This is a genomic window from Brachybacterium sp. p3-SID1565 (genome assembly GCF_025143785.1).
In the GTDB taxonomy this organism is placed as follows: domain Bacteria; phylum Actinomycetota; class Actinomycetes; order Actinomycetales; family Dermabacteraceae; genus Brachybacterium; species Brachybacterium epidermidis.
On the sequence record NZ_JAMBDS010000072.1, the window covers coordinates 1 to 12,396 of the forward strand.

Genomic DNA, 12,396 nt, shown 5'->3' on the forward strand with positions numbered 1-12,396 from the left:
TTCGCCGTTCCCGTGAACCTCCTGCCCCCGGCCCAGCCGTCACCGGCACAGGTCGTCCACGGTCCGTCCCTGCGCATCGGCCGGGCCCCGCTCCCCCGTGCCTGGCCCGCCCGGTGCCCTCGTGGCGTGCCTCTCACCGGCCCCACCTGGTTGGGCGCACCCACCTGGCACTGTTACCCTGGTCCTCGGCCGCTTACGGTGGTCACGGCTCTGTAGCTCAGTTGGTAGAGCGTTCGACTGAAAATCGAAAGGTCACCGGATCGACGCCGGTCGGAGCCACTCTCAAGACCCCCGCCCCGGCGGGGGTCTTCTCTTTGCCGAAGCCGCCGGTACGGCCCCGTGACCGGGGCTCGGGCCGTACAGTGTGATCTGCGCCCCGGCGCTCACCGGGGCCCCACCTGACTCACTGTGGAGGACGACACCGATGTCAGCCGAGAGCCCGGATCTTGCCATCGCCCAGGCCGCGACCCTCGAACCCATCCAGGACATTGCCGAGAGGGCGGGCATCCCCGCCGAGGCGCTGATCCCCTACGGCTCGAACAAGGCGAAGGTCGACATCCGCAAGATCGACCAGGGCCAGGGCAACTCGAAGCTGGTGCTGGTCTCGGCCATGTCGCCCACGCCCGCCGGTGAGGGGAAGTCGACCACCACCGTGGGGCTCGCCGATGCCTTCACGCTGAAGGGCAAGCGCACCATGGTGGCGCTGCGCGAGCCGGCCCTGGGCCCGATCATGGGCATCAAGGGAGGCGCCACCGGCGGCGGTCACGCCCAGGTGGTGCCGATGGAGGACATCAACCTGCACTTCACGGGCGACTTCCATGCCATCCAGATCGCCAACAACACCCTGGCGGCGCTGGTGGACAACCACATCCATCAGGGCAATGAGCTGAACATCGATCCGCGCCGCATCCAGTGGAAGCGCGTGGTGGACGTCAACGACCGCGCCCTGCGCCAGACGGTGATCGGCCTGGGCGGCCCCGCGCAGGGCGTGCCGCGCGAGGACGGCTTCGACATCGTGGTGGCCTCCGAGATCATGGCGATCCTGTGCCTGGCCACGGACCTGGAGGACCTCTCCCGCCGCATCGGCGACATCGTCGTGGGCTTCACCTACGACCGCTCACCCGTGACCGTGCGCGACCTGAAGGTGGAGGGCGCGATCACCCTGCTGCTCAAGGACGCGCTGATGCCGAACCTGGTGCAGACCCTGGGCGGCACCCCGGCCCTGGTGCACGGCGGCCCCTTCGCCAACATCGCTCACGGCTGCAACTCCCTGACCGCGACCCGCCTGGCCCTGTCCCTGGCCGAGATCACCGTCACCGAGGCCGGCTTCGGCTCCGACCTGGGTGCCGAGAAGTTCCTGGACATCAAGGCCCGCTTCGGCGACCTGCGGCCGGATGCGGCCGTGGTGGTGGCCACCGTGCGCGCCCTGAAGATGCACGGCGGTGTGGCCAAGGCGGACCTCGCCACCGAGGACATCGACTCCACGCTCAAGGGCACCGAGAACCTGGCCCGCCACGTCCAGAACCTGCGCAAGTTCGGGATCGAGCCCGTGATCGCCCTGAACCGCTTCCCCACCGACACCGAGGCCGAGCTCGATGCGGTGCTGGGCTGGGCCAAGGAGCAGGGCTTCCGGGCGGCACTGTCCGAGGTGTGGGCCAAGGGCGGCGAGGGCGGCCTCGCCGTGGCCGACGAGGTGCTCGCCGCGATCGAGGAGAGCACCGACTTCCACCACCTCTACGACCCGGAGGTCGGTGTCGAGGAGGCCCTGCGCACCCTTGCACGGGAGATCTACGGCGCCGAGGACGTGGTGTTCTCCGACAAGGCCCCGGCGGCTCTGCGCACGTTGAAGAAGAACGGCTGGGACAAGCTGCCGGTGTGCGTGGCGAAGACCCAGTACTCGTTCTCCGACGACCCCAGGGCGCTCGGTGCGCCCACCGGGCACGTGCTGCACGTGCGGGACCTGGTGCCGCGGATCGGCGCCGGGTTCGTGGTGGCCCTGACCGGGTCGATCATGACCATGCCCGGGCTGCCCAAGGAGCCAGCCGCACTGCGCATGGGCGTCACCGACGACGGGGAGGCATTCGGCCTGTTCTGACCCGCTCCCCGGCTACACCGGCCCCGTCCCACGTCGGCGGGGCGGGGCCGCACTGCGCATGCGCCCGAGCAGGGCCCGGCTCACCGGCGGTCGCGCTCGGCGACCTCCTCGGCCTCCCGCTCGGTCTCATCCGCCAGGTCCACGTCCAGACCGTCGTCGTCGTGGGCGCCCGCACCGGCCTCCGGCTCCTCCCAGTTGGGCAGGCTGAGATCGGTGTCGGGCGAGCCGGTGCCCACGACGTTCTCCGGGAAGCGGTCCTCCCCGCCGGTGAGGCCCTCGTGGTCGTCGAAGCCCTCGTCGATGAAGCCGTCCTCGTCGTCGTCCTGGTCGTCGGGGTCCGCCATGCGCGGGGTGAGGTCGTCGACCGCGTACCGCCCGCCGCGCACGAAGCCACGCCGGAAGGCTGCGCGGCCCACCATCGCGCTGGCCACGGGCACCGTGGTCATCTGGGCCAGCATCACCACCAGCATCATCGCGGCCAGCGACCAGGAACCGGCGGCCAGCGCCGCCCCGGCCAGCACCAGCATCAGCCCGAGGGACTGGGGCTTGGAGGCGGAGTGGATGCGGGTGAGCACATCGCTGAACCTGTTCAGGCCGATCGCGGCGATCACGGCCAGCACCGTGCCGGCAATGATGAGCACGCTGGCGAGGATCTCGAGGACGGTCATCGTGCTGCCTCCTCACCCGTGGTGGCTGTGCTCTCCGTGCTCTCCGTGCTCCCCGTGCTCTCGTCCGGCCGCCCGATGCTCTTGTCCGACCGCCCGGTGCTCTCGTCCCGCCGCAGCGTGTCGTCCGGCCCGCCATCGGCACGGTGCAGGTGCACGGCCTCCAAGGGACCGGTGGTGGTCTCGGGCTCCTCGCTGTCCTGGAACCTCTCGCGACCGTTCGGGGCCGCCTCACGGGCCACGAAGCGGGCGAAGGTGACGGTACTGATGAAGGCCAGCCCGGTCAGGGAGAGCATGGCCGGTCCGGCCCATTCGACCCGGGTGTGCGCGGTGTGCAGCGCCATCGCCATCACCACCATCACCACCAGCACGTCGGTGGAGACGGCGCGGTCCAGGATGGTGGGACCCACGATCATGCGGTACACCACGGACACGGTGGTCACGGCGAGCACGGCACCGCACACCAGCAGCACGATCTCGAACGGCGTCATCGCAGCCCCGCCTCCTCCAGGATCTCGCGGCGGGCCATGGCCCACAGCAGGCGCTTCTCCTGCTCCAGCACCCTCTGACGGGCCTGCTCGGCCTGCTGCTCGTCCTCCGCGGCGATCACGTGCAGGAACAGGGTGCCGGTGGCGCGCTGCGCCTCCACCACCACCGAACCGGGGATCAGGGTGGACAGCATGCCGGTGCCCGTGAGGAACAGGTCGGAGCGGGAACGCAGCTTCACTGCGATCACGGAGTTCAGCGGCTGCGGGGCGGGCCGGATGGAGTACCAGGCAACCTCGATCGCCGACTTCACCATGTCGAACAGGAACACGCCCACGAAGTACACGAAGCGCAGGGGGCGAATGGTGATCTCGTGCCCGGTGGGCGGCATCGGGAACAGCACGAACACGATGGTGGCCGCGAGGATGCCACCCAGCACGTTCTTGGCGTCGACCCCACCCCAGAGCATGCACCAGAAGATCACCGAGACCAGCAGGCCCATCCAGTTCTTGGGCAGGTCCAGGAGGCGTCGCTTCATCACTCCACCACCTTCTGGCCCTCGGAGCCGATGTGGTAGACGAGCTTCTCGGCGGCCTCGTCACCGAGCACGGCGCTCACGTAGGGCCTGCGCTCCAGCACCGCCTGGGCCGCCTCATCGGCGTAGCGCATGATGGGCCCGGCGAACACGGTCAGGGCGATCGAGAAGGCCACCATCGCACCGGTCGCGCCGAGCATCACCTTCGGCATGGGCTTGTCGTTGTCCAGCACGTCCTGGTCCGGCTCCTGCCAGAAGGCGCGGTTCCAGATCTTGGCGATCGCGTACAGGGTGAGCAGGCTGGTCAGCACGCTGACTCCGACGAGGATCCAGCCGGCGGTGGTGTCGTACTCGATGCCGGCCTGGATCAGCCCCACCTTGCCGATGAACCCGGAGAACGGCGGGATGCTGGCCAGGTTCATCGCGGGGATGAAGAACAGGATCGCGGTCACGGGGGCGAGCTTGGCCAGGCCGCCCAAGCGGATCAGGTTGGTGGTGCCGCCGCGGTGCTCGATCAGCCCGGCTGCGAGGAACATCGTGGACTGCACGGTGATGTGGTGGGCGACGTAGTAGATGGTGGCGGCCATGCCCAGCTCGGTGGTCAGGCCGATGCCGAACAGCATGTAGCCCATGTGGGAGACCAGCGTGAAGGACAGCACGCGCTTCAGGTCCGTCTGTGCGACGGCACCCAGGATGCCGATCATGAGGCTCAACCCGGCGGCGGCCAGCAGCAGGTTCGAGATCTGCGAGGCGGGGAACAGCAGGGTCTCCAGGCGCAGGATCGCGTAGATGCCCACCTTGGTCAGCAGGCCCGCGAACACGGCGGTGACCGGGGCGGGCGCAGTGGGGTAGGAGTCCGGCAACCATGCGCTCAGCGGGAAGATCGCGGCCTTGATGGCGAAGGCCACCAGCAGCACCAGCTCCAGCGCCATCCGGGTGCCGGGCTCCAGCCCGTCCAGCCGCACTGCCAGCTCGGCCATGTTCACGGTGCCCACCGCGGCGTAGATGAACGCGATGCCGGACAGGAAGATCATCGAGCTGAGCAGCGAGACGATCACGTACGTGGTGGCTGCGCGGATGCGGGAGGCGGAACCTCCCAGGGTCAGCAGCACGTAGCTGGCCGAGAGCAGCACTTCGAAGCCGACGTACAGGTTGAACAGGTCACCGGCGAGGAACGCCATCGACACGCCGGCCACCAGGGCCAGGTAGGTGGGGTGATAGATCGCCACCGGGGTGCGGGCGGTGTTCTCGTTGACGGACTGGGCGCTGGAATAGATCAGCACGGCGAAGGTGACGAAGGTGGAGACCACCAGCATCAGTGCCGTGAGGCGGTCCGCCACCAGCACGATGCCCAGCTGGGGCGTCCAGTTGCCGATCTGCAGCACCAGCACGGTCTCAGCGTTCACGTGGTAGGCCAGCACCAAGGCGACGGTGAAGTTCACCAGCAGCGTCAGGATCGTCACCGCCAGCTGGATCCGCAGGTGATGTCGCAGCAGCAGGGTCACCGCGGCGCCGCCCAGGGGCAGCAGCACAGGGAGGGCCAGCAGCAGTTCCATGCTCACGGCTTCTCCCTCCCGTCGTCGCGTCCGTCGTGGTGCTGGGTGTCGTACTGGGTGTGCCCGCCCTGATGGTCATCGGCGTCGGTCACCGGGCCGGTGCCCGGGATGGTGGTCTCTCCCCCGGTCGGCGGCGCGGTGTGGTCCTCGTCGGCCGGATGCTCCCGCGGCGCCTCGAGGCCCGCGTGGCCGTGCGGCACCTCATGAGCGTCCGCAGTGGCGGTCCGGGCACGGCCGCGCTCCGCCCGGGCGGCGGCCCTCTCGGGCTTGGGGGCGGGCCGGGCCTCACCCTCGTCGGCCTCGGTGTAGTCCTGGGGGACGTCCTCGGCGCTGGAGAGGTCCGAGCCCAGCGTCTCGTCCTCCGCGGATCCGAAGCCCTGGGACTGCATGAGTGCGCCGCGCCGGGACTCCTCGGTGAGGGCCTGCGCCCAGGGCAGCTTCTCCTCCCCGGCCCGACGGCGGCTGCGCCGCAGCACGCGGCGGTCCTCGACGTCGTCGGGCACCTCGTCGTGGCCGAACAGCTGCCAGGCGCGGTAGGCCAGGGCCATGCCGAACGCGGTCACGCCCATCGAGATCACGATCGCGGTGAGCACCATCGCGAACGGCAGCGGATCGCTCATCTGCCCGGGGTCTGCGCTGCCTTCGAACGGAGGCTTGCCAGGCGGCCCGGCGGCCACCACGAACAGCAGGTTCACGCCGTTGGACAGCAGCAGGAAGCCCAGCACGATGCGGGTCAGGGTGCGTTCGAGGACCAGGTACACACCGCAGGCGATGAGCACGCCCGCCGTGAGCAGCAGCGCGAGACTAACGGACATCGTTCTCCACCTCCTGCTGCTGGTCGACCTGGGCGCCCAGGGAGCGCAGGAAGTCGAGCAGGACGCCCACCACCACCAGGTAGACGCCGACGTCGAAGATCAGGGCACTGGGGAAGTGGAGCTCGCCCAGCAGGGGCACGTGCACCACCGGCGTGGCGCTGGCGAAGATGGTGCCGCCGAACAGCAGGGGAAGCACCGCGGAGGCCACCGCGATCGCCATGCCCAGGCCCAGCACGAAACCGGCCTGGACGGGCGCGGCCTCGGACAGCTCGTAGCGACCGCCGGCGAGGTACCGCAGGGCCAGGCCCAAGCCGGCCACCAGGCCGCCTGCGAAGCCGCCACCGGGGTAGTTGTGCCCTGCCATCAGCAGGTACACCGAGAACAGCATGATCAGCGGGAACCCGAGGCGGGTCACCACCTCGAGGATCACCATGCGGCGCTCCGGGGCCAGGGTCAGCCCGGCCGACAGCCAGGTGCGCCAGCGGTTGGACCCGGTGACCTCATCGGGGCGGGCGTCGAAGTTCAGGACGTTCTGCGGCAACGGGGCATCGGCCCGGCGCCTCCAGATGGAGGTGTCGGCATCCAGGTCCCGCACCCGAGAGATGCCCTGCTCGCGGCGGGTGACGAAGATCAGGGAGGCCACGCCGGTGGCGACCACCAGCAGCACGCCGATCTCACCCATGGTGTCCCACACGCGGGCGTCCACCAGGGCCACGTTGACCACGTTGTGACCGCCGCCGACCTCGTAGGCGGGCTCGATCAGCTGCGGCCCCAGCGGGGCCTGGTAGCGGGCATCGGCGGCGTAGAGCGCCCCGCCGCACAGCACCACCGCGGTGCCGATGGCGATCCCCCACCGGCCCAGGGCCCCGATCCGCAGCGGCCTGCGGGAGAAGTGGGTCGGCAGGCGGCGCAGCACCAGCACCAGCACCACGGTCAGGGCGGTCTCCACCAGCACCTGGGTGGTGGCCACGTCCACCGCGCCGGCGACCAGGAACAGCAGTGCCACCGCGTAGCCGGTCACGGAGATCAGGAACACGGCCCGCAGTCGCCTGCGGGAGCGGGCGGCGCCGATCGCTGCTGCCACCGCCACGGGCAGGATCAGCAGCTCGGCGGGGTGGTGGAAGAGCACCAGGTTGTCCGGCACCGGGGAGCGGGCGATGGTGATCGGCGAGGCCAGCAGGATCAGCACCAGCAGCATGGTGCCCAGGGTGTACGGCAGGGAGCCGCGCTGGAACAGGGGGGTGACGGCGATGGCGAGCTTGTCGACCCCGCGCATCAGGCGCCGGAAGCCGCGCTCGGCATCCACCCAGTCCTCCACGCCGTCGCGGCCCCAGGTCATGGGCGAGACGGCCTTCTGCAGGCTTTCCATGGGCCGGGCCAGGACGCACAGCAGCGCGCCCAGTCCCAGGGTCAGGGCGGACAGCAGCAGCGGAACACCCAGGTGCGGGATCACCACCAGGTGGATCCCCTCCCCCTCGCCGGGCAGGCCCTCGCTGATGCTCCCGGCCACCTTCTCCACGTCACCGGCCATGAAGGGCAGACCCACGCTCCCCAGGGTGATGAGTGCCGGGGCCAGCCAGTACAGCGGGGAGATCTCGGGGGTGGCGACCGAGGGCGCACCGGGGGCGCGGCCGAAGGCCCCGCGCACGAAGCGCCAGGAGTAGGCGACGGTGAGGATGGAGCCGGCCACCAGGGCGATCAGCAGGGCGCGCTGCCAGGTGCCGGCCTCCCACAGGGCCGCGTAGATGGCCTCCTTGGCCACGAAGCCGTACAGCGGGGGCACAGCGGCCATGGAGGCCGCCGAGATGGTGCCGATGATCGCGACCACGGGGGCGGCGCGCCCCACGCCGGAGAGCATCCGCAGATCGCGGGTGCCGAACTTCTTGTCGATGATGCCGACCACCATGAACAGCGGTGCCTTGAACACGGAGTGGGCGATCAGCATCGCCACCCCCGCGAGGACCGCATCGTCGGTGGCCAGGCCGGAGACGGCGGCGAGGAAGCCGAGCTGGGAGACGGTGCCGTAGGCCAGCAGCAGCTTGATGTCCGTCTGCCGCAGCGCACGCCAGCCGCCCAGCAGCATGGTCGCGGCACCGAGCACCGCGATCACGATGCTGATCGCCTCCAGCGGGGCGATCGCCGGTGCCAGGCGCAGGATCAGGTAGATGCCGGCCTTCACCATCGCGGCCGCGTGCAGGTAGGCGGAGACCGGGGTGGGAGCAGCCATCGCACCGGGCAGCCAGAAGTGCGTGGGCACCAGCGCGGACTTCGACAGGGCGCCGGCCAGGACCAGCAGCATCGCGGTGATCAGGAACGGCCCGGCACCCTCCCAGATGGGGGCCGCCATGATCGCCGAGATCCGCATGGAGCCGGCGGCCTGCGCGAACATCAGCAGGCCCACCAGCATCGCCAGACCGCCGGCGGTGGTGGAGATCAGCGCGTTCATCGCCGCGCGCCGCGAGGACTGCTTGTCCTGGTAGTGGCCGATCAGCAGGTAGGAGAAGACGGTGGTGAGCTCCCAGAAGACGTAGAGCATCATCACGTCGTCCGCCAGGACCAGGCCGATCATGGCCCCCGCGAAGGCGGTGAGCACACCGGCGAAGCGTCCCAGCCCGGGTTCGGTGTCCTTGAAGTAGCGGGCGCAGTACAGCATCACCAGCGCGCCGATGGCAGTGGCGATCATGGCCATCACCCAGCTCAGCGGGTCCAGGCGGAAGGCCAGTTCGATCCCGAAGGCGGGGATCCATGGCGTCACGACCTCACGGGGCGCATCGGCCAGGGAGAGCGGGTCGATGGTGGCCAGCCACACCGCGGAGGCGCCGGGCACCAGCGCCAGCAGGAAGAACGCGTTGCGGCCCATCGCGCGCACCAGCAGCGGACCCGCGATCGCCGCCACCAGGTGGGCGAGGAGCATCGTGTACACGCGGTCTCCGTCCTGGCTGCGGGAAGGGGGATGGGCCGAGCACATTCTACGGGAGGACCTGTCGGAATCCTGAGGTCGTGGCACTGGGTCGCATCCGGGCTGTGCCGGGACGTGCGCGGTTGCATGTCGGAGCACTCTGATCTTCGTAGAGTGGTCCCATGGCCCCCACTGCGGACCGGGACCCCGGTGACCGGTTCTCCCCGTCCTTCTCCTCCTCCGACCACTCCTCCCCGAACTCCTCCCCCGACGCCCTGCACGATGATGCCGCTCCCGGCACACGCGCCTGCGTCGACGCCGACCCCCGTCGCGCGGCCCCGGGCACCGCCGTCGATCGCCGTACCCTGCGCACGCAGGTGGTCTCCTTCGCCGCCTGGGACGGCGGCATGAGCGCCTTCAGCTCGGTCATCCTCACCTTCGTGTTCGCCACCTACGTGGCCAGCGCGGTCGCCGCCGAGGGCGCGGTGGGCGAAGAGGCGATCAAGGCCGCACAGGACCATGGCTCCCAGGTGTTGACCACCTGGCAGTCGATCGGTGCGGTGGCGGTGGCCCTGCTGGCCCCCCTGCTGGGAAACCTCGCGGATTCCGGGGGTGCCCGCAACGCCCTGCTGCGGATCACCACCCTCGCCACCGTCGTGGTGATCGCGCTGATGCCGATGGTGGCGCTGGACTCGGACTTCCTCATACTGGGGGCGGTGCTCATCGCCCTGGCGGTCGTGTTCAGCGAGCTGGCCGGGGTGTTCGTGAACTCGGTGCTGCCGGAGATCTCCACCCCCGCCAACCGCGGCCGGGTCTCCGGGACCGCGTGGGCGGTGGGCTACTGGGGCTCCATCGTGTGCCTGGCCCTGGTGCTGGTGCTGTTCGTGATGCCGGGGACCGGGCTGCTGGGCATCACCGGGGACGACGGCTGGAACCTGCGCGCCATCCCTGTCTTCGTGGCGATCTGGATCCTGGTGGGCACCCTGCCACTGATGATCTGGGCACCCCGTCACCATGCCCGCGCCCCCGGCGCGCGGTGGAACCCGGTGCAGGGGTACGTGAGTATCGCGCGGCACGTGAAGCGGGCCTTCCGCGAGGAGCCCGCGATGCTGCTGTACCTGGTTGCCTCCGCGATCTACCGCGACGGCCTGGGGGCGGTGTTCTCGATCGCCGGCGTGCTGGCGGCCAACGCGTACGGCTTCTCCACCGTCGAAGTGATCATCTTCGGCATCGTCGCGAACCTCGTGGCCGGCATCGGCGTGTTCATGGGCGGCCGGATCGACGACCGGGTGGGCCCGCGACCGGTGATCATCGGCGGCTGCATCGGCATCATCGTGCTGGGCCTGGTGGTTCTGGCGTTCGACTCCACCGCCGTGTTCTGGGTGGCCGGCCTGGCGATCTGCCTGTTCGTGGGGCCGGTGCAGTCCGCGTCCCGGAACCTTCTCACGCGGCTCTCCCGGCCCGGCCGGGAGACCGAGAACTTCGGCCTGTACGCCACCACCGGCCGGGCGCTGGGCTTCCTGGGCACCGGCGCCTTCGCGCTGACGGTGTGGATCACCGGGGACACCCGCACCGGGATCCTGGGGATCGTGCTGGTGATGGCCCTGGGCCTGCTGGCGTTCTTCCCGATCCCGCTGGGGGCGGCGGGCCGGGCCGCCAAGGCCGACGGCACGCCCGCGAGCGCGGGCTGATCGGACCGGTCGGCCGGCGCCACCACCATGCCGAGCGCGACGGCGAGCCGGTCGCGACTGAACGCGTCGGCGAGCCGGTCGCGCGGATCAGGCGGGTCAGGCCAGATCGTCGGGGTCGACCAGGAAGCCCTCGAGGTCCACGACGTAGCCGCCGACGGTCTCCACCAGTAGCCCGGCGATCAGCCCGATCCGGCGGTACACCCCCGCCCAGCGCTCGGTGGTCTCGGCGTCCGGGGACTCCAGGGAGTCCTCGGTCTCATCGGCCGGAAGGTGCACCAGCTGGTAGTCCACCGCCTCGTCAAGCCAGCTCAGCTGCTGCAGGGCCACCGGGCGCGCGCTGCGACCCACCCGCAGGCTGATCACGTCCTCGCCATCGGCGGGGATCGTGATGCTGTACCCTGCGGCGTCGGCCTCCTCGGGCACCTGGTCCAGCTCGGCCTCGGGCTCCAGCGGTGCCAGCAGCTGGGCCAGGGACTCCGGCGCCAGGGCGTGGGGGCTGACCACGGTGAGGTCTCGCACGTGGTACGGATGCGGCTCCAGGCGCACCCCGGAATCGGTCACGACAGCGCCGTACAGGCGCCGGCCCAGCGACCACACCAGGTCCAGGGCGGAGCGCTCGGTCCCGAAGGGCAGGCCCTCCGGGAAGGCGCGGGCATACCCGTGGGAGTCGCCCAGCCCCTCGGGGGCCGGGTCCTCCCGCACCCGGGTCACCTCCAGGTCCCAGCGGCCGGCACCGCGCGGGCCCCTGTCGGGAACGAGCCGGGCGTCCTGCCCCAGATCGATGCTGCCGTCGTCCTCGAGGACGGCATGGGGGCGCAGGTTGCGCACCATGGCGTACACGTCGGCCGGATCGGTGTCGCGGGGGAGCTGGACGCGGTGGGAGGTGAGATCGGTGCTCATGCCTGCTCGTCCTCCACGGGGATCCGGGTGCGATGGAAGTTCAGGGCCGAGCGCGAGGGGGTGGGGCCGCGCTGACCGAGGTAGCGGTTGAGGTTCCCCTCGCTGCCGTAGGGGCGCTCCGCCGCGCTGGACAGCTGGAAGAAGCACAGCTGGCCGATCTTCATTCCCGGCCACAGGGCCACCGGCAGGGTGGCCATGTTGGACAGCTCCAGGGTGATGTGGCCCTGGAAGCCGGGATCGATGAAGCCTGCGGTGGAATGGGTGAGCAGCCCCAGGCGGCCCAGGGAGCTCTTGCCCTCCAGGCGGGCTGCGATGTCATCGGGCAGGGTGATCTGCTCGTAGGTGGAGGCGAGCACGAACTCCCCGGGGTGCAGCATGTACGCCTCCTCGGGATCCACGGCGATCTCGCGGGTGAGCTCGGCCTGCTCCGTGGCCGGGTCGATCATGGCGTACTTGTGGTTGTCGAAGACGCGGAAGAAGCGATCGATGCGCACGTCCACGGAGGCGGGCTGGACCATGGAGGCGTCGAAGGGCTCCAGCCGCACGCGCTCGGCCTCGATCTGGGCACGGATGTCACGATCACTCAGCAGCACGAGCCCAGCCTAGCCCCGGATTCCGGGAACGTCAGGGGAGAGTTCACTCCCGCCCATGTTCAGGGAGCACCCCGCGATGGGGTTATGATGGACGGCGTTCGCGGGTGTAGTTCAATGGTAGAACTTCAGCTTCCCAAGCTGACAGCGCGGGTTCGATTCCC

At 70.2% G+C, this 12,396-nt stretch carries 10 protein-coding genes and 1 tRNA gene; 3 read left to right on the forward strand and 8 right to left on the reverse strand.

Annotation, left to right across the window (positions count from 1 at the left end):
• Nucleotides 1-206 precede the first annotated feature (206 nt).
• Nucleotides 207-279: transfer RNA gene (locus M4D54_RS12965), tRNA-Phe, on the forward strand.
• Between the two features lie 145 nt (nucleotides 280-424).
• On the forward strand, nucleotides 425-2,095 hold the full coding sequence (locus M4D54_RS12970) for a formate--tetrahydrofolate ligase (protein ID WP_259891944.1): 1,671 nt from the start codon (nucleotides 425-427) through the stop codon (nucleotides 2,093-2,095).
• Between the two features lie 80 nt (nucleotides 2,096-2,175).
• On the opposite strand, the gene mnhG is transcribed toward M4D54_RS12970, so the two are convergent.
• From mnhG to M4D54_RS13000, 6 genes are read right to left on the reverse strand one after another with little or no spacing between them, the layout of a single operon-like run.
• The gene (mnhG, locus tag M4D54_RS12975; RefSeq protein ID WP_259891945.1) at nucleotides 2,176-2,763 is read right to left on the reverse strand and encodes a monovalent cation/H(+) antiporter subunit G; all 588 of its coding nucleotides are present in this window, start codon (nucleotides 2,761-2,763) and stop codon (nucleotides 2,176-2,178) included.
• A complete protein-coding gene (locus M4D54_RS12980; RefSeq protein ID WP_259891946.1) occupies nucleotides 2,760-3,251 on the reverse strand; it encodes a monovalent cation/H+ antiporter complex subunit F in 492 nt (163 codons plus the stop codon). Before M4D54_RS12980 ends, mnhG begins: the two co-directional genes overlap by 4 nt.
• Nucleotides 3,248-3,784: a Na+/H+ antiporter subunit E gene (locus M4D54_RS12985; protein WP_259891947.1), complete on the reverse strand. Its 537-nt coding sequence runs from the start codon at nucleotides 3,782-3,784 to the stop codon at nucleotides 3,248-3,250. Before M4D54_RS12985 ends, M4D54_RS12980 begins: the two co-directional genes overlap by 4 nt.
• Nucleotides 3,784-5,337: a Na+/H+ antiporter subunit D gene (locus M4D54_RS12990; RefSeq protein WP_259891950.1), complete on the reverse strand. Its 1,554-nt coding sequence runs from the start codon at nucleotides 5,335-5,337 to the stop codon at nucleotides 3,784-3,786. Before M4D54_RS12990 ends, M4D54_RS12985 begins: the two co-directional genes overlap by 1 nt.
• A 2-nt stretch (nucleotides 5,338-5,339) precedes the next feature.
• Nucleotides 5,340-6,152 carry a Na(+)/H(+) antiporter subunit C gene (locus M4D54_RS13835; RefSeq protein WP_311199714.1) on the reverse strand — a complete coding sequence of 271 codons (813 nt, stop codon included), beginning with the start codon at nucleotides 6,150-6,152 and terminating at the stop codon, nucleotides 5,340-5,342.
• Complete coding sequence (locus M4D54_RS13000; RefSeq protein WP_259891951.1) at nucleotides 6,142-9,066, reverse strand: Na+/H+ antiporter subunit A; 2,925 nt, start codon at nucleotides 9,064-9,066, stop codon at nucleotides 6,142-6,144. The genes M4D54_RS13835 and M4D54_RS13000 overlap by 11 nt, the downstream gene beginning before the upstream one ends.
• Before the next feature lie 167 nt (nucleotides 9,067-9,233).
• On the opposite strand from M4D54_RS13000, the gene M4D54_RS13005 reads away from it, so the two are divergent.
• Nucleotides 9,234-10,742, forward strand: coding sequence for an MFS transporter (locus M4D54_RS13005; protein WP_259891948.1), 1,509 nt, complete (start codon nucleotides 9,234-9,236; stop codon nucleotides 10,740-10,742).
• 96 nt (nucleotides 10,743-10,838) lie between these two features.
• Here the strand turns inward: M4D54_RS13005 and M4D54_RS13010 are convergent, their stop codons facing one another.
• Entirely contained in the window at nucleotides 10,839-11,642 is an 804-nt protein-coding gene (locus tag M4D54_RS13010; protein ID WP_193865343.1) for a hypothetical protein, read from the reverse strand.
• Entirely contained in the window at nucleotides 11,639-12,235 is a 597-nt protein-coding gene (gene dcd, locus M4D54_RS13015) for a dCTP deaminase (RefSeq protein ID WP_259790101.1), read from the reverse strand. Before dcd ends, M4D54_RS13010 begins: the two co-directional genes overlap by 4 nt.
• Between the last annotated feature and the right edge of the window lie 161 nt (nucleotides 12,236-12,396).